The sequence below is a fragment of the Micromonospora nigra genome, from assembly GCF_900091585.1.
In the GTDB taxonomy this organism is placed as follows: Bacteria; Actinomycetota; Actinomycetes; order Mycobacteriales; family Micromonosporaceae; genus Micromonospora; species Micromonospora nigra.
This window is the reverse complement of record NZ_FMHT01000003.1, coordinates 1,467,613-1,488,840: the sequence shown is the minus strand read 5'-3', so window position 1 is coordinate 1,488,840 and position 21,228 is coordinate 1,467,613. Positions and strand designations below refer to the sequence as shown.

Annotated in this window: 16 protein-coding genes; 11 read left to right on the top strand and 5 right to left on the bottom strand. The window is 72.8% G+C overall.

Translation table 11 applies throughout. The annotated features are described in order from the left end of the window. The first annotated feature begins 213 nt into the window (after nucleotides 1-213). Together dnaG and GA0070616_RS05945 are read left to right on the top strand one after the other, a co-directional pair. Complete coding sequence (gene dnaG / locus GA0070616_RS05950; protein ID WP_091077544.1) at nucleotides 214-2,082, top strand: DNA primase; 1,869 nt, start codon at nucleotides 214-216, stop codon at nucleotides 2,080-2,082. A 2-nt stretch (nucleotides 2,083-2,084) separates the two neighbouring features. Beyond that, the gene (locus tag GA0070616_RS05945; protein WP_091077540.1) at nucleotides 2,085-2,621 is read left to right on the top strand and encodes a hypothetical protein; all 537 of its coding nucleotides are present in this window, start codon (nucleotides 2,085-2,087) and stop codon (nucleotides 2,619-2,621) included. 186 nt (nucleotides 2,622-2,807) lie between these two features. On the opposite strand, the gene GA0070616_RS05940 is transcribed toward GA0070616_RS05945, so the two are convergent. The 5 genes from GA0070616_RS05940 to GA0070616_RS05920 all read right to left on the bottom strand — a co-directional run bounded on the left by GA0070616_RS05940 (nucleotide 2,808) and on the right by GA0070616_RS05920 (nucleotide 9,883). After that, nucleotides 2,808-3,776, bottom strand: a complete 969-nt coding sequence (locus tag GA0070616_RS05940) for a TAXI family TRAP transporter solute-binding subunit (protein ID WP_091077538.1) — start codon at nucleotides 3,774-3,776, stop codon at nucleotides 2,808-2,810. Beyond that, entirely contained in the window at nucleotides 3,773-4,165 is a 393-nt protein-coding gene (locus GA0070616_RS05935) for a roadblock/LC7 domain-containing protein (protein WP_091077535.1), read from the bottom strand. The genes GA0070616_RS05940 and GA0070616_RS05935 overlap by 4 nt, the downstream gene beginning before the upstream one ends. Continuing rightward, nucleotides 4,162-6,540 (bottom strand): sensor histidine kinase, encoded by a 2,379-nt coding sequence (locus GA0070616_RS05930; protein ID WP_091077532.1) that lies wholly within the window; start codon nucleotides 6,538-6,540, stop codon nucleotides 4,162-4,164. Before GA0070616_RS05930 ends, GA0070616_RS05935 begins: the two co-directional genes overlap by 4 nt. A gap of 62 nt (nucleotides 6,541-6,602) precedes the next feature. Further along, on the bottom strand, nucleotides 6,603-7,622 hold the full coding sequence (locus GA0070616_RS05925) for a TAXI family TRAP transporter solute-binding subunit (RefSeq protein WP_091077528.1): 1,020 nt from the start codon (nucleotides 7,620-7,622) through the stop codon (nucleotides 6,603-6,605). Then, complete coding sequence (locus tag GA0070616_RS05920; protein WP_245712676.1) at nucleotides 7,619-9,883, bottom strand: TRAP transporter permease; 2,265 nt, start codon at nucleotides 9,881-9,883, stop codon at nucleotides 7,619-7,621. Before GA0070616_RS05920 ends, GA0070616_RS05925 begins: the two co-directional genes overlap by 4 nt. Before the next feature lie 338 nt (nucleotides 9,884-10,221). On the opposite strand from GA0070616_RS05920, the gene GA0070616_RS05915 reads away from it, so the two are divergent. The 9 genes from GA0070616_RS05915 to GA0070616_RS05875 all read left to right on the top strand — a co-directional run bounded on the left by GA0070616_RS05915 (nucleotide 10,222) and on the right by GA0070616_RS05875 (nucleotide 20,805). Then, entirely contained in the window at nucleotides 10,222-11,154 is a 933-nt protein-coding gene (locus tag GA0070616_RS05915) for an ABC transporter ATP-binding protein (RefSeq protein ID WP_091077525.1), read from the top strand. Nucleotides 11,155-11,325: 171 nt separating this feature from the next. Next, nucleotides 11,326-12,084 (top strand): ABC transporter permease, encoded by a 759-nt coding sequence (locus GA0070616_RS05910; RefSeq protein ID WP_091090001.1) that lies wholly within the window; start codon nucleotides 11,326-11,328, stop codon nucleotides 12,082-12,084. A gap of 9 nt (nucleotides 12,085-12,093) precedes the next feature. Then, complete coding sequence (locus tag GA0070616_RS05905) at nucleotides 12,094-12,903, top strand: ABC transporter permease (protein WP_091077521.1); 810 nt, start codon at nucleotides 12,094-12,096, stop codon at nucleotides 12,901-12,903. 64 nt (nucleotides 12,904-12,967) lie between these two features. Beyond that, complete coding sequence (locus GA0070616_RS05900; RefSeq protein ID WP_091077517.1) at nucleotides 12,968-14,056, top strand: YihY/virulence factor BrkB family protein; 1,089 nt, start codon at nucleotides 12,968-12,970, stop codon at nucleotides 14,054-14,056. A 422-nt stretch (nucleotides 14,057-14,478) separates the two neighbouring features. Beyond that, on the top strand, nucleotides 14,479-15,657 hold the full coding sequence (locus GA0070616_RS05895) for an ROK family protein (protein WP_091077514.1): 1,179 nt from the start codon (nucleotides 14,479-14,481) through the stop codon (nucleotides 15,655-15,657). Then, nucleotides 15,654-17,216: a sugar ABC transporter ATP-binding protein gene (locus tag GA0070616_RS05890; protein ID WP_245712675.1), complete on the top strand. Its 1,563-nt coding sequence runs from the start codon at nucleotides 15,654-15,656 to the stop codon at nucleotides 17,214-17,216. Before GA0070616_RS05895 ends, GA0070616_RS05890 begins: the two co-directional genes overlap by 4 nt. Further along, entirely contained in the window at nucleotides 17,213-18,352 is a 1,140-nt protein-coding gene (locus tag GA0070616_RS05885; protein WP_091077510.1) for an ABC transporter permease, read from the top strand. The genes GA0070616_RS05890 and GA0070616_RS05885 overlap by 4 nt, the downstream gene beginning before the upstream one ends. Before the next feature lie 108 nt (nucleotides 18,353-18,460). Next, a complete protein-coding gene (locus tag GA0070616_RS05880) occupies nucleotides 18,461-19,504 on the top strand; it encodes a substrate-binding domain-containing protein (protein WP_091077506.1) in 1,044 nt (347 codons plus the stop codon). Between the two features lie 53 nt (nucleotides 19,505-19,557). After that, nucleotides 19,558-20,805, top strand: a complete 1,248-nt coding sequence (locus GA0070616_RS05875) for a Gfo/Idh/MocA family protein (RefSeq protein WP_425412986.1) — start codon at nucleotides 19,558-19,560, stop codon at nucleotides 20,803-20,805. Nucleotides 20,806-21,228 lie beyond the last annotated feature (423 nt).

Below are 21,228 nucleotides of genomic sequence, written 5' to 3'. Positions count from 1 at the left end.
CCCTGCCTGGCCCGCGTCGCCCGGAGAGTGTGCTGCCCGGAGGGCCTGGCCGTCGGATGCCGTCGGCGACGGTACCGGCTGCTGACCACTGCCCCGGCCGCCGCGCGGCGCACTGCCCCGGCGGGCGCGCGGCGGCGGTCGCCACACCCGGTGTCCCCCGGCGGCGCGGTGTCGGTGGGGCAGGGCAGGATGTAGGCCGAGGGGGGTGGCGGCATGGCGGGGCGGATCCGGGACGAGGACATCGCGCTGGTCCGCGAGCGCACCTCGATCGCCGACGTGATCGCCGAGACGGTGACGCTGCGCTCGGCCGGCGGCGGCAACCTCAAGGGGCTGTGCCCGTTCCACGACGAGAAGAGCCCGTCGTTCAACGTCTCACCGGCCCGCAACGTCTGGTACTGCTTCGGCTGCGGGGCCGGCGGCGACGCCATCAAGTTCCTGATGGACGCCGAGCACCTGAGCTTCGTCGAGTCCGTGGAGCGGCTCGCCGCCCGCGCCGGCATCCAGTTGCGCTACGTCGAGGGTGACAACACTCCCCGGGCCCGCCCGCAGCAGGGTCAGCGCCAGCGCCTGGTGGCCGCGCACACCGCCGCCGTGGAGTTCTACACCGCGCAGCTCACCACCGCCGGGGCCCGCCCGGCGCGGGAGTTCCTGGCCACACGGGGCTTCGACCGGGCCGCCGCGCAGCGGTACGGCTGCGGGTTCGCCCCCGACGGCTGGGACCTGCTGACCAGACACCTGCGCCAGCAGGGTTTCAGCCACGACGAGCTGGTGACCGCCGGCCTGTCCCGCCCGGCCCGCTCCGGCAGCCTGATCGACCGGTTCCGCCGCCGGCTGCTGTGGCCCATCCGCGACCTCACCGGGGATGTGATCGGCTTCGGTGCGCGTCGGCTCTTCGACGACGACGACGGCCCGAAGTACCTGAACACCCCCGAGACGCCGATCTACAAGAAGTCGCACGTGCTCTACGGCATCGACCAGGCCAAGCGGGAGATCGCCAAGCAGGGCAAGGTGGTCGTCGTCGAGGGATACACCGACGTGATGGCCTGTCACCTGGCCGGCGTGCCCACGGCGGTGGCGACCTGCGGCACCTCGTTCGGCGCCGACCACATCGGGGTGCTGCGCCGTCTGCTGCTGGACACCGACGCCGTGGCCGGCGAGATCATCTTCACCTTCGACGGGGACGCGGCCGGTCAGAAGGCCGCCCTGCGCGCCTTCGAGGACGATCAGCGTTTCGTGGGGCGTACCTTCATCGCGGTCAGCCCCGACAACATGGATCCGTGCGAGCTGCGGTTGGCCAAGGGCGACCTGGCGGTGCGTGACCTGGTGGCCCGCCGCGAGCCGCTGGTCGACTTCGCGCTGCGTCATGTGATCAACCGGTACGACCTGGACACCGTCGACGGCCGGGTCGAGGCGATGCGCCGGGCCGCCCCCCTCGTCGCCAGGATCAAGGATCGGGAGAAGCGTCCCGAGTACGTCCGCAAGCTCGCCGGCGACCTCGGCATGGAGATCGAGCCGGTGCAGCGGGCCGTGCTCGCCGCCGCCAACGGGCAGTCCGGTCGGGAGGAAGCGGCTCCCGCCCGTCCCGCCGCCCGCCCGGAACCGGCGGTGGACAGTCCACACTCGATGGTGGAGCGGGAGGCGTTGAAGCTCGCCCTCCAGGAACCGGTGCTGGCGGGGCCGATGTTCGACGCGGTCGAGGCGTCCGACTACCGCCACCCGGTACACGTGGCGGTGCGCTCGGCGGTCGCCGCCGCCGGCGGCGCCTCGGCGGCGACGGGCGGCGCGGTGTGGATCGAGTCGGTGCGCGACGCCTGCGAGGATCTCGCGGCCCAGGCGCTCGTGGGTGAGCTGGCCGTCGAGCCGCTGCGTCTCGACGGCGAACCGGACCCGCGCTACGTGTCGGTGACCATGGCCCGCCTCCAGTGGGGCTCGGTGACCGGCCGGATCAGGGAGCTGAAGTCCCGGATCCAGCGGATCAACCCGGTCTCCCACAAAGACGAGTACTTCGCCGCGTTCGGGGAGTTGCTGTCGCTGGAGCAGCACGCCCGGGCGCTGCGTGAACAGGCCGCGGGAGGGCTGTAGACATGGCGTTGTTCCGCCGCCGACCGAAGCTGCCGGCCGCCGACCGCCCGCCCCTGGAGCGCGACGAGCGGGTGCTGGCCTGGGCCGCCGCCGGCAACGGCGAGGGTGACGGGGTGCTGGTCGCCACCAACCTCGGGCTCTGGCTGCCCGGTCGGGGGCACCGGATCGGCTGGCACGACGTCGTCAAGGTCACCTGGTCGGGCCGGGAGCTGACCGTCACCCCGGGCGAGCGGGTCGCCGAGCACGACGGCTGGCTGGTCGTCGCCGACCTGCCGGCCGAGACCTATCTGCTGGTCGATCCGGGTGACCTGCCTCAGCAGGTGCGCGCCCGGGTCACCAAGTCAGTGGCGTACACCCAGCATCACGCCCTGCCCGGCGGTGCCGGCCGCGTCGTGGGGCGGCGGGCGCCGGGCGTGGACGGTCTGACGTGGATGGTCCGCTTCGATCCGGGCACCCCCGCCGACGCCCCGGAGATCCTCGCGGAGACCGACCGGCTCGTCGCGGCGGCCCGCGCCGCGACGACTCCACGGGACATCTGACCCCAACCGGCCACGCGTCCACCCGTGTGACCACGTGACGCTCCGGATGGCACGTGACGCTCCGCACGACAGTCGGCGTGCCGATCTTGGTACGTTCCGGCCCCTCCCGGGGCGCTTCCGTACCAAGATCCGAGTCGTACGGCGGCTCAGCCGCGGTCGGGTCGACGGGTCGCGGCGCTCCGCCGCTCAGCCCACCTGGTAGTAGCGGGCCGCCCCGGGGTGCAGCGGGATCGGGTCGGTGCCGGCGGCCGTCTGCTTCGTGAAGTTCCCACCCTCGGGGTGCACCGCGCCCAGCTCCGCCTGGTGGGTGAACAGCAGCCGGGTCAGGTCGTACGCCAGCTGCTCCGGCATGTCCCCACCGACCAGGATCACGTTGGCCACGGTGACGGTGGCGGTGCCGGTGGGTGTGCCGTACGCGTCGGCGGGCAGCTCGGCCGTGGTGTAGACCGACCCGTAGGTGGCGTTGAGTGGCTCGATCAGGTCGGCGATCGGCAGCAGCACGAACCGGCCGGGTGCACCGGCCAGCAGATCGGCGACGCCGGGCGTGGGCAGGCCGCCGGAGAAGAACAGGGCGTCGAGCTTGCCGGCCCGCATCCGGGCGACCGTCTCGGGCAGCGACAGCCGGGCCCGGCGTACGTCCTGTTCCGGGTCCAGCCCGGCGGCGGTCAGCAGCCGGCCGGCGATGATGTCGGTGCCCGACCTCGGCGAGCCGGTGGACACCCGCTTCCCGCGCAGCTCCGCCACCCTGCTGATGCCCGCGTCGGCGCGCACGATCACGTGCGTGTAGTTGCTGTAGACCCGGGCCAGCGCCCGCACCGGTTGGGGTTGACCGGCGAACGCGCCCTGCCCGGCGTACGCGTCGGCGGCCGTGTCGGCCAGGCTGAAGGCGATCTCCATGTCGCCGTTGACCAGGCGGGTGATGTTCTCCCCGGACGCGCCGGTCGGTTCGGCCCGCGCCTCGTAGCCGGGCAGGTGCCGGCTGATCACGTCGGCGTACCCGCCGCCGAGCTGGTAGTACACGCCGGTGGTGTTGCCGGTGGCGAGGAAGATCCGGCCGTCGTGCCACGGTTCGGGCGTGGGCGGATCGTCGCCGCCGCAGCCGCCGGCCAGCGTGACCGCCAGCAGGGCCGCCAACAGGCGGCTGGCCCGCCTCATGTCCGGGCCGCCGGTTCCAGCGCCTCGGCGACCCGCTGCACCAGCGTCGCCGTCTCGTAGCCGACCTGGCCGAGGTCACAGCCGGACGCGGCCAGCACCCCGAGCAGCGCCCGGTCGCCTACCGCCATGACCAGCAGCACTCCGCCGTCCATGTCCACGATCTGCTGGCGTACCCGGCCGGCCGACATCAGCCGGGCCGCCCCGACGGTCAGGCTGGCCAGGCCGCTGATCACGGCGGCGAGCTGGTCGACCTGGTCGGCGGACAGGTGCGGTGAGGCGGCCAACCGGAGCCCGTCGCCGGACACGGCGAGGGCGTGCGACACGTCCGGCACCTGCTCGGCGAAGTTCGCCAGGAGCCAGTCGAGGCCGGCGTTCGCATGTGGGCTCATTCGGGTCTCCCCTTCGGTTTCGTCTGCTGGGTACGTCGCATCGCGGAGGCCACCCCCTCGGACAGTGCGGACAGTCGGGCCCGCACGACCTCGGGGTCGAGCAGGTCGTCCACGGGGCGGGGCGGCGGGGCCTGGTGCAGACCGGGCTGGAGCTGACCGCCGCGGGTGCGCCGGGGCAGGCCGCCGCCAGTCCCGGGAGTGCCGGTCGGCGGGGGTGGGTCGCCGGCCGGCAGGGCGGGACCACCGAGCACCGGCAGCGTCACCGTCGGGCCATGGAAGCCGGTGTGCGCGGTGAACCCGCCGGCGGTTGGCGGGCCGGCGGATCCGGCCGACGCCGCCGGGCTCCACGCCGGGGTGACGGGTGCACCCGTGCGGGTACGGAACCAGGCTCCGCCCGTCACCGGCATCGCCGCCCGCCCGTCGGTCGAGGGGCGTCCGGCCACGTCCTCCATCCGGGTCAGCGCGGCCTCCGGCACGTCCACCTGCGCCACCGTGCCGACCCCGGTGCTGTGCAGCTGCACCTGGATGCCGTGCCGGGCGGCCAGGTGGGACACCACGTGCAGGCCCATGCTGCCGGCGGCGGCGCTGGAGAGCACCGCCGGGGCCCGCAACCGTTCGTTGATCTCGGCCCGCCGGCTGTCGCTGATGCCGATGCCCTGGTCGTGCACGCGCAGCGTCAACCCGTCCACGGTGCGCCGGCCGTCGACGTGCACCGGGGTGTGCGGGGGCGAGTACGCGGCGGCGTTCTCCAGCAGTTCGGCGAGCAGATGCACGAGGTTGCCCACGGCGGAGCCGTGCACCGCCGCGGCCGGTACGTCGATCTCGACCCGGGCGTACTCCTCGATCTCGGAGGCGGCACCGCGCACCACGTCGGCGAGCAGGTGGGTGCCCTCCTGCGTACGGCCCGGTTCGCCGCCGGCCAGCACGAGCAGGTTCTCCCCGTTGCGGCGCATGCGCGCGGCCAGGTGGTCCAGCGCGAACAGCCGGGCCAGGGCGTCCGGGTCGGTCTCCTCCTTCTCGAACTCGTCGAGCAGGCGCAGCTGACGGGTGATCAGGGTGCGGATCCGCCGGGCCAGCGCCTCGACCATCCGGGTGACGTCCATCCGTAGTTCGGCCTGTTCGCCGGCCAGCCGCAGCGCGGCCCGGTTCACGGTGTCGAACGCCTCGGCCACCTGGGCGATCTCGTCGCGGCCCCGGCTGATCCCCTCGGTGAGCTGGGATGTCGCCCCCTCGGAGGGGGCGACCTCGCCGGCGGCGATGGCGGTGATCCGCTCGGGCAGCTCCCGGTGCGCCATGGTCAGCGCGGCGACGCGCAGCCGGCGCAGCCGACGGCTGGTGCGTACCGCCAGCCAGCCGGCGGCCGTCAGCGACGCCAGCGCGAGGGCGGTGGTCGCTGCGCCGGTGGCCAGCGCCCGCTGCCGGGCGTCGCCGGCCAGCTCGGCGGCGCGGACGTCGAGGTCCTCGGACAACTCGCGGCCGAGCAGGTTGTACCGCCGGATGGTGCCGCTCTGCGCCACGTACCAGGCGTCGGCGTCGGTGCTCAGCGCGCCCGGTTCGGAGTCGGCGTTGAGCGCGCTGTCGCGCATCCGGCGGGCGGTGGAGACGTCGACGCCGGCCAGCAGCCGGGTGTACGCGGCGGTGGCCGGCCGGCCGGCGATCCGCGAGAACTCCGCCTGCCGCTGCTCCTGCGCACCGCGCAGCCGCCCGAGCCGGGCCAGGTCGCCCCTGCCCAGCTCACCGCGGACGAAGACGGTGCGCAGCAGGTCCCGTTCGAGGGCGGCGAGGTGTTCCTGGGTGGCGACGGCGGCGACCTCGCGGGCCCCGTTGGCCAGGTCGGGGTCGCGCACCTGGGCGGGCAGCGCGTCGGCGACGGCCAGCAGCGACTCGACCAGCGTCTGGTAGGTGGGGTCGCCGCCGTCCCCGGTGAGCGCGGCCTCGCGGGCGGCGGCGAACTGGTCGAGCTGGTCGTCGACCGCGTCCAGCGCGGGGCCCAGGTCGGGCGCGGCCCGGCGGCCGTCGGCGCTGGCCTGGCGGTAGCGCCAGACGGCGGCGTCCACCCGGGAACGTTGGGCGTCGACCAGTTTCCGGCCGGAGGTGCCGCCGCGCTGGCGCAGGGCGGCGGTCTCGCCGAGTTCGCGTTCCAGCTCGTGCACCAGCGAGACGGTGGCCGTGGCGGTGCCGGCCAGTACCCGGGCGCGGTCGGCGTCGGTGGAGTCGGCCAGGGCGTCGCCGGTCTGGATCGCGCCCAGCGCGACGAGACCGACGATGGCCACCAGGATCGGTGCGAGCAGTTGGGTACGCACCGACCACCACCGGTCGGTGTGGCCGGCGGGCCGGTTGTGCCGGCGTACGCGGGCGGGGCTGGCAGGCGGCACGCGGATCTCCGGGAGACGGGTCGGGGGTGGCCGGGCCCGTCACCGGGCCCGGCCACCGTCGGTCAGCTCGCGCCGAGGTCCTGCAACGCCTTGGCCGCGCCCCGGTGCAGCCCGACCGGATCGGTCTTGCGCGCGGAGTCGAGGCTGATGCCCTTCGCGGCCGAGCTGGCCTGGGCGAGTGCGTCCTTCTTCTCGAACACGGTGCGGGTGATCGCGCACGCCACGTTGGCGTCGAGGTCCTTGCGCACGAGCAGCACGTTGGGCACCACGATGGTCGGGGTGTCCGCGCCGGTGGAGTAGACGTCGGCGGCGATGGTGCCGGCCTGGTACGCCGGGTTCAGCTCGGCCATCTTCGGCAGCAGCGGGGTGATGTCGATGAACTTCACCGCACCGCCGGCGGTGGTGAACAGGTCGGTGACCCCGGCGGTGGGGATGCCGCCGGACCAGAAGAAGCCGTCGATGCTGCCGTCCTTGACGCCTTCGACGGTCTTGGTCAGGTCGAGGCGCTGTGCCTGGACGTCGGTGGCCGGGTCGAGGCCGGCGGCCTCCAGCAGCCGGTTGGCGATCACCTCCGTGCCGGACTTCGGGGAGCCGGTGGAGATCTTCCTGCCCTTCATGTCGGCCACCGAGTTGATGCCCGAGTCGGTGCGGACGACCACCTGCGTGTAGTTGTCGTAGATGCGGGCCAGCGCCTCGACGGGCTGGGGGGAGCTGAAGCTCTCCTTGCCCTGCACCGCGTTGACGGCGGTGTCGAACAGCGAGAAGGCCACGTCGTACTGGCCGCCGACCAGCTGCTCGATGTTCTGCACGGAGGCGCCGGTCTCGGCGGCGGTGCCGGTGACCCTGCCGCCGGTGGCGTCGGCGAGTTGGGTGGCCAGGGCGTTGCCGACCGCGTAGTAGACCCCGGTGGCGTTGCCGGTGGCGATGCCGACCCGGGTGTTCGCGCCCACCTCGCAGGTGACCGCCGACGCGGTGTCGTCCTTGGCCGCGCTGTCCTGACGGCCCCCGCAACCAGCGGTGCCCACCGCGACGAGGGCGAACGCGCCCACGCCCGCCGCGAGCCGCACGTTGATCCGTCTCACTCTGTCTCCTCCCTGGGTTGTGCCGGTGATCCGGCGCGCGGCCCACCGGTGGCGGTGCCGCGTCGTACGAGGACACCCGTCGCCGCGCCCGCCGCCAGTGCGACGCCGACCGCGACGGGCACGGGTTCGAGCCACAGCAGGCACAGCCCGGCGGCAGTGCCGAGGATCCGTTCGGGCACCCCGGCGGGACCCACGCCGGGCAGCCAGCCACCTGCCGCGACGGCCAGCACGCCGACGGCCAGGGCGGTCACGGCGGCGGCGACCGCGATCTGCCGGGGGCCGCCGATGCCGAGCAGCCCCAGCCCGGTGGGGGTGAACACGAAGGCCAGCGGGATGAGGTACGCCGGCAGCGCGTACCGCAGGGTCTGCCACATGGTCGGCACCACCCGACCGCCGGTGACGGCGGCGGCGGCGACCGCCGCGAGCGCCGTCGGAGGGGAGACCTCGGAGAGCACCGCGAAGTAGAAGACGAACATCGCGACGGCGGCGGGGGTGACGCCCAGGTCGAGCAGGGCCGGGCCGATGATGACCCAGCCGATGACGAACGAGGCGGTCACCGGAACGGCGAGACCGAGCAGGCTGAGCGCCACGGCGGCCAGCAGCGCGGTCAGCGCCAGCAGCACGGCCGGTTCGGAGCTGACCGTGCCGGCCGCGCCGATCAGCAGCGCCGCCGCCTGGGGACCGAGGCCGGTCTTCGTGGAGGTGGCGGTGATGATGCCGGCGGCGGCACAGACCACGGTGACCGCGAGGACGCCGCGTACGCCACCGGCGAGCGCGGCGACCAGCCGGGTGGGGGTGAGCCGGTGGTGCCGGTCGAGGAAGGACAGCGCGACGGCGACGACGGTGGCGTACACCACCGCGCGGGTGGCGGAGAATCCCATGGCGAGCAGGCCGACGATGACGAACAGCGAGGCGAAGTGGTATCCGAAGCGGGCCAGCAGACGCCCGAAGGAACCAGCGGCGACGGCCACCGGGCGTACGCCCGAGCGCCGTGCGTCGATCTCCACGGCGAGCAGGATGCCGAGGTAGTACAGGACGGTGGGAACGGTGGCCCAGCCGAGCACCCGCAGGTACGACACGCCCAGGTACTCGGCGATGATGAAGGCCGCCGCACCCAGGGTGGGCGGGGAGAGGATGGCCCCGACGCCGGCCGCCGCGAGCATGCCGCCCGCCCGTTCCGGCGGGTAGCCGGCCTTGCGCAGGATCGGCCAGGTGACCGCGCCGATGCTGACGGTGGTGGCCGCGCCGGAGCCGGAGACGGTGCCGAGCAGGAAGCCGGACGCGACGGCGGTGCGGCCGGCGGCGGTGCGGGAGCGGCGGAACGCGGCGGCGGAGAGGTCGACGAAGAAGCGGCCCGCGCCGGAGAGGTCGAGGACCGCGCCGTAGATGGTGAACAGCACGATGTACGTGGCGGCCACGTCGAGCGGGGTGCCGTAGAAGCCGCTGTCGGAGTTGTAGAAGGCGTCGACGAGTTGCCCGAAGTCGAGTCCGGCGTGCGCGACGGGCCACTGCTGGGGCAGTAGCCCGCCGTAGTAGCCGTAGCCGAGGAAGACCAGGCACACGGCGGGCAGGATCCAGCCGGTGGTGCGGCGGCACGCCTCCAGCAGCAGGAGCAGCAGGACGGTGCCCATGGCCACGTCCACCCCGACGAGCAGGCCCTGCCGGTCGAGGAACGCGTCGTATCCGCCACCGCCGGCACCCAGTGCGACGGGTAGCACGGGGTAGAGGCAGGCGAGCAGGGCGACGGCGGCCAGCGTCCAGTCGGACACGCTCGGGCCGCCGGTGCCGGCCGGTGTCTCCCCGGCGCTGGCGGGGGTCGTCCCGTCGGGAGTGTCGGCGGTGGGTGGCGCTGGTGTGCCGGGTGTGTCGGTGGCGGGTTCCCGCTGCCGGCGTCGGGGCCACCGCAGCCCGGCCGGGTACGCCACGAAGACCAGTGGCAGCACGCCGGCGAGGAAGAGGATCAGGTAGTACTTGCTGCCCTGGGACAGGGGCCGGAACACCTGGTGGAGCGCGAGAAGGGCGACTAGCAGGGCGGCGGCGGTGAGGGCGACGCCGAGGCGGCCGGACAGCACCCGGCCGGGCTTCTCGTCCTCGAATCGGGCGGCCAGTTCGCGTGGGTCCGGTGAGGGCGGCCCGTCGGCGGCGGCGGTTTCCCGCGGGGCCGGACCTTCGCCTCCGATCTCCGCATCGGACCCGACGAATCCCGGACCGGGGTTCCCCGAGGCTGGCGAAGATCCGTCGGGGATTCGGATACGCGACACGAGGGGGCACGATACGCGAATTGTCTGCGCCTTGGAACATTGCCGATCATGATTGCTTACGGTCACCTTAACGGCGTTTACGTAACTCTGTGGAGCGGCAATTCGGAATGCTATTGGCGGGCGACGGTCATCGAAGGGTGGCAAACGGGTGCACTGTGGAGCCCGCGGCGCCCGTTCGCCTCCGGTATGCGGCTTTGGTCGCGCACTCGCGGGCGAGGGTCGTCCCTCACCCCATCCTTGCGGCGCGTTCCCTGACCGATCACTGAAAGTGATAGGACTACTCAACGTGATGCCAATAACCGGTCGATGCTGTCGGACCGGGCGGCTACGGTCGGTCGGTGACCACCGCCGCACCCCTGATCCGGGCACGGGGGCTGGTGAAGCGCTTCGGCGACTTCACCGCCGTCGACGGGATCGACGTCGACGTGCACCCGGGCGAGGCGTTCGGGTTCCTCGGTCCCAACGGGGCCGGGAAGTCGTCCACCATGCGCATGATCGGCTGCATCTCCCCGCCCAGCGACGGGGAACTGCGCATCCTCGGCCAGGATCCGGTCCGCGACGGTGCCGCCATCCGGGGCCGCCTCGGGGTCTGCCCCCAGCTCGACAACCTCGACCCGGAGCTGACCGTCCGGGAGAACCTCGTCACCTACGCCCGCTACTTCGGCGTTCCCGGCCGGGTCGCCCGGCGCAGGGCCGCCGAGCTGCTCGACTTCGTCCAGCTCGGCGAGCGCGCCGACAGCCGGGTCGAGCCGCTGTCCGGTGGCATGAAACGCCGCCTCACCATCGCCCGGGCGCTGGTCAACGAACCCGACATCGTGCTGCTCGACGAGCCCACCACCGGGCTCGACCCGCAGGCCCGGCATCTGGTCTGGGAGCGGCTGTTCCGGCTCAAACAGCAGGGCGTCACGCTGGTGCTCACCACCCACTACATGGACGAGGCCGAGCAGCTGTGCGACCGGCTGGTGGTGATGGACGGCGGCCGGATCGTCGCCGAGGGCTCACCACGCGCCCTGATCGAGCAGCACTCCACCCGCGAGGTGGTGGAGCTGCGCTTCGCCGGTGAGTCCCAGGAGGCGTACGCCGGCAAGCTCGGCGGGCTGGGGGAGCGGATCGAGGTGCTGCCCGACCGCATCCTGCTCTACGTGCCCGACGGCGACGCGGCCGTCGCCCTGGTGCAGGAGCGGGGGCTGTCGCCGGCCACGGTGCTGGTGCGCCGCAGCAGTCTGGAGGACGTCTTCCTGCACCTGACCGGTCGTACCCTGATCGACTGACCGACTTCCAGCCCACGGGGGGTGGGGAGTCGGTCGGCCGGCATCGGGCGACCCGGGTGGCGGCCGGCCGCAGGTCCGTCGCCGCCGCGGGGCAGGAAGATCACGGAGTACGGCGAACGGGGGGTGGTCGCGGTGGTGGTGGGGCGGCGTGTTCGGGCGCGGGGCAATCCGATGGCACCCACGTTGGCGGTGCTCGCCTTCCACCTGACGGGCTACCGGCGCACCTGGCGGGCCGGGGTGTTCTCGTCGTTCCTGCTGCCGGTGCTGACCGTGGCGGGATTCGGGCTGGGCGTGGGTGCCTTCATCGACCAGGGCGTCGGCGGAGTGTCCTACCTCGACTGGCTGGTGCCGGGGCTGCTCGCGTCGACGGCGGTGCAGGTCGCCACCGCCGAGTCGACCTTCCCGGTGTTCAGCAGCTTCCGGTGGACCAGGTCCTACCTCGCCCAGATCACCGCGCCGCTGCGGGTCGCCGACATCGTCACCGGGCACCTGGCCTTCGTGCTTCTCCGCGTGACCACCAGCGTCGTGACGTTCCTGCTGGTGGCGGCCCTGTTCGGTGCGGTGCGTTCGCCCTGGGCGCTGACCGTGCCGGTGGTGGTGCTGCTGCTCGGCGCGGCGGTCGCCGCACCGACGTTCGCGTACTCGTCGATGGTGGACAGCGACAGCTGGCTGGCGATGCTGTTCCGCTTCGCGGTCATCCCGATGACCCTGTTCGCGGGCGTGTTCTTCCCGGTGGAGTCGCTGCCGGCGGGGCTGCGCGCCCTGGCGTACGTGACTCCGCTCTGGCACGGCGTCGACCTGTGCCGGGCGGCGACCCTCGGCACCGCCCCGCAGTGGTCGGTCGTCGGTCACCTGCTCTACCTGGCGGCCTGGGCGGCGGCCGGCTGGGTGCTGGCCTGCCGGGGGTTCCGCCGCCGGCTCGTGTTCTAGGAGGGCGGCATGGTCACGCTGGTCCTGCCCCGGTTGGTGGGCCTCACCGACACGTCGCGGCGCGCGGCGTCGGTGACCGCCCGCAACGTGGCGGCACTGCACTCGGTCTACTGGCTGCTGCTCGTGTCCGGCTTCGTGGAGCCGCTGCTCTACCTGTTGTCGATCGGCGTCGGGGTGGGCGCGATGGTCGGCGATCTCACGCTGGCCGGCGGACGTGTCGTGTCCTACGCGGCGTTCGTCGCCCCGGCCATGCTGGCCTCGTCGGCGATGACCGGCGCGCTCGCGGAGACCACCTTCAACTTCTTCGGCAAGTTCAAGTACATGCGGCTGTACGACGGCGTGATCGCCACCCCGGTACGGCCGGTCGAGATCGCGCTCGGCGAGCTGGGCTGGGCGATGTTGCGGGGCACCACGTACTCGGCCGCGTTCCTCGGGGTGATGGTGGCGATGGGTCTGACCGACGTCGGGCGGGCGCTGCTCGCCCTGCCGGCGGCGGTGCTGGTGGGCTTCGCGTTCGGCGCGCTGGGCATGGCGGTCTCCACGTTCATGCGCGGCTGGCAGGATTTCGACCTGGTCGGATCGGCCCAGTTCACGCTGTTCCTGTTCTCCGGCACGTTCGTGCCCGCCGAGACCTACCCGGTGGTGCTGCGCTGGCTGGTGGAGGCGACCCCGCTGTACCGGGCCGTACACCTGTTACGGGGCGTGACGCTCGACACCGCCGACGCGACCTGGCTGCTCGACGTGGCGTACCTGCTGGTGGTGCTGGTCGGTGGAGTGGCGGTCACCTCCCGCCGGATGGCCAGGTTGCTCTACCGGTAGGGGTTACGCCGGGGGCGGGCGGGGCATGTGGTCCGGGACGACAGCCCGATCACGAGGAGGGGCGATGGCCTCCGACGAGTCTTCCGACCGTGACACCCGGTCCGCCCGGACCACCGACGGGCGTTCCACCGACGTCCGGGACGGCCGGTCCGTCGATGCCCGGGACAGCCGGGCCACCGGGCCGGTCGGGCCGGACGAGGGGCCTGACAGCCCGGCCGACCTGCCGGGCACCGGTTGGAAGGGGGCGCTGCGCCGCACTGTCGGCGAGTTCCGGGACGACAGTCTCATCGACTGGGCGGCGGCCCTGACCTACTACGGCGTGCTGTCGATCTTCCCGGGCCTGCTGGTGCTGGTCAGCCTGCTCGGTCTGCTCGGCCCGGACGCGACCGATCAGGTCAGGAACACCGTCAACGAGGCGGTGCCGGAGCAGAACATCCGGCAGATCATCGACGGCGCCATCACGCAGGCCCAGCAGAACGGCGGGCTGGCCGGTGTCGCGGCGATCCTCGGTCTGCTGGGCGCGTTCTGGTCCGCGTCCGGGTACGTCGGCGCCTTCATGCGCGCCTCCAACACCATCTACGACGTGCCCGAGGGGCGACCGATCTGGAAGACGCTGCCCATCCGGGTCGGGGTGACCGCCGTGATCGGCGTGATGCTGCTGGCCAGCGCCGTCATCGTGGTCTTCACCGGTCGGCTCGCCGAACAGGTGGGGGACGCGATCGGCCTGGGGTCCACCGCCGTGACCGTGTGGGACTACGCCAAGTGGCCGGTCCTGCTCGTGCTGGTCAGCCTGATGTTCGCGATCCTCTACTGGGCGTCGCCGAACGCGCGGCACGGCGGCTTCCGCTGGGTCAGCCCGGGTGGTGTGGTGGCCGTGGTGATCTGGCTGGTGGTCTCCGGCCTGTTCGCGCTGTACGTCAGCAACTTCGGCTCGTACAACAAGACGTACGGGGCGCTCGCCGGCGTGATCATCTTCTTGGTCTGGCTGTGGCTGAGCAACATCGCGATCCTGCTGGGCGCCGAGTTCGACGCGGAACTGGAGCGCGGCCGGGCGATCCAGGCCGGGTTGCGGCCGACCGACGAGGAGCCGTACGTCGAGTTGCGCGACGACCGCAAGCTGCGCAAGAAGCGCAACGCTCCCGACCGCCACTGACCGGCCCCGACCGCCGCTGACCGTCCCCGACCGCCGCTGACCGGTCCCCACCGCCACTGACCGGGCCCGACCGCCACTGACCGAGCCCGACCGCCGCCGCCTGCCGCACCAGTTGCGGCAGGCGGCGGTGTCATTGGCCGAGGACTCCCCGTCCTGCCGCACCATGGGAGCACCTGCACCCGCGGAAGCACCTGCCCCGTGGAAGCACCTGCACCCGTGGGAGCACCTGCACTCAGGGGAGCACCTGCACTCAGGGGAGCACCTGCGCGGGCCACAGCGCCACTCCGGCTTTTGCTCGGTCCGACAAAAGTTCGGCACAAGTTGTCTGAAGGTATGGACAGCTCTGCGGAAGCCTCCTACTGTGACGGGCACTACACGTCGACGACACGTCGACGTGACCCGACACCGACGGAGGTGGACCGGTGCGGACCGTCGAACCCCTGCACCAACGCCTGTTGCGGCTGCTGCGCGACGAGGGGGCGGTGTCCCGGGCCGAACTGGCCGACCGCCTCCAGATCCCCCGCCCGCGCCTGCTCGCCGAGCTGGAACGCCTGGTCGGGCTCGGCTACGTGGCCGAGGCGGGGATGGCCGCCTCCCGTGGTGGCCGCCGATCCACCCTGGTCGAGCTGAGCCCGCACCTGCGCTTCGCCGCCGTCGACCTCGGTGCCAGCTCCATCGACGTCGAGGTGGTCAACGGCCGGCTCGAACCGGTGGCCGCGTACGCCGAGCCCGCCGACATCCGCTCCGGCCCGAAGGTGATCCTGCAACGCGTCAACGACCTGCTGCACAAGGCGCGCGTCGACGGGGCGTACGAGCGGTTGGCCGCCGTCGGCATCGGCGTGCCCGGGCCGGTCAGCTTCCGCGACGGCGTCCCGGTGTCGCCGCCGATCATGCCCGGCTGGGACCGGTTCCCGGTGCGCGAACTGCTCACCCGTGAGCACGGATGCCCCGCCGTGGTCGACAACGACGTCAACATCATGGCGATCGGCGAGCGGCACGGCGGCGTCGCCCACTCCATCGACGACTTCCTCTTCGTCAAGATCGGCACCGGCATAGGGTGCGGGATCTACCTCAGCGGCGAGGTCTACCGGGGCACCGACGGCTGCGCCGGGGACATCGGCCACATCCAGGTCGACTCGCACGGGCCGGTCTGCTCCTGCGGCAACATCGGCTGCCTGGAGGCGCTGTTCAGCGGCGCCGCCCTGGCCAAGGACGCCACGGCCGCCGCGCGCGGCGGCAGCTCGCCCGCGCTGGCCGAGCGGCTCGCCGCCCGGAGCACCGTCACCGCGCTGGACGTCGCCGCCGGTGCCGGCGAGGGAGACGTCACCTGCATCCAGCTCATCCGCGACGGCGGACGCCGGGTCGGGGGTGTCCTCGCGGGGCTCGTCAGCTTCACCAACCCGTCCATGATCGTGATCGGTGGCGGGCTCGCCCAGCTCGGGCACATCCTGCTCGCCGAGATCCGCAGCGTCGTCTACCGGCGCTCGTTGCCGCTGGCCACCGGCAACCTTCCGGTCGTGCTGTCGGAGCTGGGCCCCCGCGCCGGCGTCGCCGGTGCCGCCGTGCTCGCCAGCGACGTGGCCTTCGCGGAGGCATCGTGACCAGCCGGGACGACACGCGGCGGCCGACGGACGCCCCCACCGGCGAGGTGGTGCTGCGCCTGACCGACCTGGTCAAGACCTTCCCCGGCGTACGCGCCCTCGACGGCGTGCAGCTCGAGGTCCGGGCCGGTGAGGTGCACTGCCTGCTCGGGCAGAACGGCGCCGGGAAGTCGACCCTGATCAAGGTGCTCGCGGGCGTGCACCGGCCGGACTCCGGCCAGGTGCAGTGGCGCGGCGAGCCGGTGACCTTCGCGAACCCGCAGGCCGCCATGCGCGCCGGCATCGCCACCATCTACCAGGAACTCGACCTCGTGGAAGACCTGTCGGTCGCGGAGAACGCCTTCCTCGGCCACGAACCGCGGCGTCTGGGCTTCGTCCAGCGGGGTCGGATGGCCCGGCGTACCCGGGAACTCCTCGGCCGGCTCGGGCATGCCGAGATCCCACCCGGGCGGATGGTGCGGGCGCTGCCCGCCGCCGGCAAACAGATCGTCAGCATGGCCCGCGCCCTGTCCCACGAGGCCCGGCTGATCATCATGGACGAGCCGAGCGCAGTGCTGGCCCACGACGAGGTGGGCAACCTGTTCCGGATCGTCCGCGAGCTGACCGCCCAGGGCATCGCCGTCATCTACATCTCCCACCGGCTGGAGGAGATCCGCGAGATCGGCGACCGGGTCACCGTCCTCAAGGACGGCCGCACCACGGCGGCCAACCTGCCGGCCCGCGACACCCCGACCGGCGACCTGGTCGCCCGGATGACCGGCCGGACCATCGAGTACGTCTTCCCCGACCGGCCCACCGACGCCCCCGAGGGCGGCGAGCTGCTGCGGGTCGACCGGCTGACCCGATCCGGCGAGTTCACCGACGTGTCCCTGCGGGTGCGGCCAGGTGAGATCGTCGGCATCGCCGGGCTGGTCGGCTCGGGCCGGTCCGAGCTGCTGGAGACCATCTACGGGGCGCGGCGGGCCGACGCCGGCACGGTGCGGATGGGCGGCAGGGCCCTGCGGCCCGGCAGCATCGGGGCTGCGGTCAGGGCCGGCATGGGCCTGGCCCCCGAGGAACGCAAGAGCCAGGCGCTGCTGCTCGACGAGCCGATCTACCGCAACGTCACCCTGGCCACCTTCGCCCGGTACGCCCGGCTCGGCTTCACCGACGTCGGGCGGGAACGCGCCGAGGCGGACCGGGTCGCCGAGAGCCTGGAGCTGCGCCCCCGCGACGTGCGCCGGCCGGTACGCACCCTGTCCGGCGGCAACCAGCAGAAGGTGGTCGTCGGGCGGTGGCTGCTCGGTGACACGAGGCTGCTGCTGCTCGACGAGCCGACCCGGGGCGTCGACGTCGGTGCCCGGGCCGAGCTCTACCAGGTGGTCCGCGCCCTGGCGGCGCGTGGCGTCGGGGTGCTGCTGGTGTCCAGCGAGGTGCCCGAGGTGCTGGGTCTGGCCGACCGGGTGCTCGTGATGCGGGAGGGCCGCGTCGTCCGCGAGGCAGCGGCCGGCGAACTCGACGAGAACACCGTGCTCGACCTCGTCATGGCGGGGTCCCTGATGGAAGGCACATCCGCATGACCGAGACGGGCAAGGCGGCCACGGCGTCGACGAGGGAGGCGGAGCTCCCGGCGCAGTCACCCCCGGTGGACCCCGCGCAGACCGCGGCGGCCGGTGAGCACACCGCCGTGCGCACCAGCCCGGCCGGAGGCCGGATCTCCTGGTGGAGCGGCGACGGCGGCGAGGGCGCGAAACGCAACCTCGGCCTGCTCGGGGTGCTGGTGGTGCTGGTCGTGATCGGCGTCGCCACCCGACCCGACCTCTACTCCAACGGGGACTGGGTGCTCGACAACAGCCTCACCATCCTCAAACTGGCCGCGGTGGTCGGCGTGGTCACCGTCGGGATGACCTTCGTCATCATCGGCGGGGGCATCGATCTGTCGGTGGGTGCGATCGTCGCGCTGGCCGGGGTCTGGTGCACCACGGTGGCCACCCAGAGCTTCGGCGCGGGCGGCATGGTCTTCACCGCGCTGACCGTCGGTGTGGTGGTCGGCGTGGTCAACGGGCTGCTCATCTCGTACGGCCGGTTGGTGCCGTTCATCGCCACCCTGGCCATGCTGGTGGCCGCGCGGGGCCTGGCCGCCGAGATCTCCGACAAGCAGACCCAGGTGTCGGACAACGCCACCATCAACGGTATCGCCAGCACCGACCTGCTCGGCATCCCGGTGCTGGTCTACATCCTCGCCGCCGTGGTGGCGGCCGGCTGGGTGCTGCTCAACCGCACCACCTTCGGCCGGCGCACCGTCGCCGTCGGCGGCAACCCGGAGGCCGCCCGGCTGGCCGGCATCGACGTCCGGCGGCACACCGTGCTGCTGTACGCGCTGTCCGGGCTGTGCTGCGGCATCGCCGCCGTCATGCTCACCGCCCAGGCCAACTCGGCCCAGGCGGCCATGGCGAACCTCTACGAGCTGGACGCGATCGCCGCCGCGATCATCGGCGGCACACTGCTCAGCGGCGGGCGGGGCACCATCATCGGCTCCCTGCTCGGAGTGATCATCTTCGCCACCATCACCAACCTCTTCGCCATCAACGGTCTGTCCACCGAGGCCCAGAACATGGTCAAGGGCGGCATCATCGTCGCCGCCGTCCTGGTCCAGCAGTTCCAGTTCCGCAGCGTCACCCAGTTCCTGAGCCGCAACCGGCTCCGCGCCGGCTGACCCGTCCCCACCTGCGATCCACGCGACCCGGCCGCCCGAGCACGCGACGGTGGCCGGACCCCGTACGCCCTTCCTCCCGCCCACCACCACCCCCTCCAGGAGGTCGTCATGACCCAGCACAGTCGCCGTCGGCTGCTCTTCGGCGGTGCCGCCGTCGGCGCCGGCGTCCTGCTCGCCGGCTGCACGAGCAACGAGAGCACACCCACCGAGGCGCAGACGAAGGCGGCCGACCCGGCGGGCGGCAACAGCGAGCCCGGCAAGCGGGTCGTCGTCGGCTTCTCCGCCCCGGCCGCCGACCACGGCTGGATCGCCGCCATCACCAACAACGCCAAGGCGCAGGCCGCCGCGTACTCCGACGTGGAGTTCAAGAGCGTGGAGGCCGGCGCGGACGCGGCAGCCCAGCGCGCGGCGCTGTCCACCCTCATCTCGCAGAAGCCCGACGTGATCGTGCTGCTGCCGCACGACGGCAAGGAACTCAACGCCTTCGGCCTGGAGGCGATGAACGCCGGCATCCCCGTGGTCAACCTGGACCGCGCCTTCCCCGACCCGCGGGCCTACCGGTGCCAGATCAAGGGCGACAACTACGGCATGGGCGTGGCCGCCGCGACCTACATCGTCGAGCAGCTCAAGGCGCGCAACGTCAGCAACCCGGTGATCGGGGAGATCCCCGGCATCGACTCGCTGGAGCTGACCCAGGAGCGCTCCAAGGGGTTCGCCGACACCCTGGCGGCCAACGGCCTGCGGGTCGCCAACCGCCGGCCGGCCGAGTTCACCGTCGACTCCGGTCAGCAGGCGGCGACGCAGCTGCTCCAGGCGCTGCCGAAGCTGGACGCGTTGTGGAACCACGACGACGACCAGGGCATCGGCGTCCTGGCCGCGGTCAACCAGACGGGCCGCAAGGAGTTCTTCATGGTCGGCGGGGCCGGCTCGAAGAAGGCCATGGAGGACATCCAGGCCGACAACACCGTGCTGAAGGCCACCGTCACCTACAGCCCGTCGATGGCGTCCTCGGCAGTGTCCCTGGCCCGGCTCATCGCCCAGGGCCGGGGCATGTCCGACCTGGTGGAACTCCAGGTACCGAAGGAGATCATCCTCGCCTCCGAGACGATCACCAAGGAGAACGCGGGCGACTACCTCAAGCTCGGGTTCTGACGAACGGGGGGAGACCCACCTTGTCCACGACAGACAGACAACTGCGGGTCGGCATGGTCGGCTACGCGTTCATGGGCGCCGCGCACTCGCAGGCGTGGCGCACCGTGAACCGCGTGTACGACCTGCCGGCGCGGGCCCGGATGGCGCTCATCTGTGGCCGGGACGCCGGGCGGGTGGCCGACGCCGCCGACCGGCTCGGCTGGGAGGCGCACACCACCGACTGGCGCGGCCTGGTCGCCCGCGACGACATCGACGTGGTCGACATCTGCACGCCGGGGGACAGCCACGCCGAGATCGCCCTCGCCGCGCTGGCCGCCGGCAAGCACGTGCTGTGCGAGAAGCCGCTGGCCAACACGGTCGCCGAGGCACGGGCGATGGCCGCCGCCGCGGCCACCGCGCAGGCCGCCGGTGTGCGGTCGATGTGCGGTTTCAACTACCGCCGGGTGCCCGCCGTGACCCTGATGCGGCAACTCGTCGCCGACGGGCGGCTCGGGGTGATCCGGCACGTCCGCGCCACCTACCTGCAGGACTGGATCGTGGACCCGCAGTTCCCGCTGGTGTGGCGGTTGCAGCGGGAGCGGGCAGGCTCGGGCGCGCTCGGCGACATCGGCGCGCACATCATCGACCTGACCCAGTTCGTCACCGGCCAGCAGATCAGCGGGGTCAGCGCCCTCACCGAGACCTTCGTCAGGGAACGGCCGCTGCCCGCCGGATCGAGCGGACTGGCCGCCACCGTGGACGGCGCCGTACCGATGGACGGCCACGGTTCGGTCGACGGTCACGGCTCCGTCGACGGTCATGGTCCGGCCGATGGCCGTCGGCCGGCCACGGGGCTGGTCACCGTCGACGACGCCGCGGTCTTCGTGGCCCGGCTCGACGGCGGCGCCGTGGCGACGTACGAGGCGAGCCGTTTCGCGACGGGTCGCAAGAACGCCCTCCGGGTGGAGATCAACGGGTCGCTCGGCTCGGTGGTCTTCGACCTGGAGCGCCTCAACGAGCTGGAGTTCTACGACGCGACGCGACCCGCCGCCGAGCAGGGCTTCAGCCGCATCCTGGTGACCGAGGCCGAGCACCCGTACATGTCGGCCTGGTGGCCTCCGGGCCACATCATCGGGTACGAGCACTCCTTCACCCATCAGATGCGGGACTTCATCGAGGCGGTCGCCACCGGCGCCGACCCGACTCCCTCGTTCGCCGACGCGTTGCAGGTCCAGCTCGTGCTGGACGCGGTGACCCGCTCGGCGGACCGCGGTTCCTCGTGGACCGAGGTGGAGCCGGCGCTGGCCACGGTAGCCGCCTGAGCCACCCCCGACGCCGACCGGCGAGGGACCGTCCGCGGTTGCGCCCCGCGGTCGGGACGAGGTCGGCGCCGGACGGGGCGTGCCATCCGGGCCGCCACGGCACGAATGGCACGAGCAGGACGGTCTCCGGTGCGGCCGGACCGGGATTCCCCGGCCGCACCGGAGGACCGCACATCCGGCGACCCGCAAGGCTCGCCACCGCACCACCACCCACCACCCACCGGAGCGCCAACACACCACCCCGTCCCGCGCGCCGCAGGACCGCCGCGACGACCTGCGGGCCCCGGCCACCCGGAGGACACCGTGCCCCGACCAGCCTCTACCGCCGCCCACGCAGACCCACCTCGCCGCCGCACGGCGGACCCGGTTTCCTGCCGCCGCAACCACGTCGCCTTCCGCCGCACGGCGGATCCGGTTTCCTGA

Excerpts from the sequence above, each read along its gene's own strand:
- GA0070616_RS05875 (WP_425412986.1), top strand. The coding sequence starts at position 19,558 with ATGGTCGGCTACGCGTTCATGGGCGCCGCGCACTCGCAGGCGTGGCGC.
- GA0070616_RS05880 (WP_091077506.1), top strand. The coding sequence starts at position 18,461 with ATGACCCAGCACAGTCGCCGTCGGCTGCTCTTCGGCGGTGCCGCCGTC.
- GA0070616_RS05900 (WP_091077517.1), top strand. The coding sequence starts at position 12,968 with ATGGCCTCCGACGAGTCTTCCGACCGTGACACCCGGTCCGCCCGGACC.
- GA0070616_RS05935 (WP_091077535.1), bottom strand. The coding sequence starts at position 4,165 with ATGAGCCCACATGCGAACGCCGGCCTCGACTGGCTCCTGGCGAACTTC.
- dnaG (WP_091077544.1), top strand. The coding sequence starts at position 214 with ATGGCGGGGCGGATCCGGGACGAGGACATCGCGCTGGTCCGCGAGCGC.
- GA0070616_RS05945 (WP_091077540.1), top strand. The coding sequence starts at position 2,085 with ATGGCGTTGTTCCGCCGCCGACCGAAGCTGCCGGCCGCCGACCGCCCG.
- GA0070616_RS05905 (WP_091077521.1), top strand. The coding sequence starts at position 12,094 with ATGGTCACGCTGGTCCTGCCCCGGTTGGTGGGCCTCACCGACACGTCG.
- GA0070616_RS05940 (WP_091077538.1), bottom strand. The coding sequence starts at position 3,776 with ATGAGGCGGGCCAGCCGCCTGTTGGCGGCCCTGCTGGCGGTCACGCTG.
- GA0070616_RS05885 (WP_091077510.1), top strand. The coding sequence starts at position 17,213 with ATGACCGAGACGGGCAAGGCGGCCACGGCGTCGACGAGGGAGGCGGAG.
- GA0070616_RS05910 (WP_091090001.1), top strand. The coding sequence starts at position 11,326 with ATGGCACCCACGTTGGCGGTGCTCGCCTTCCACCTGACGGGCTACCGG.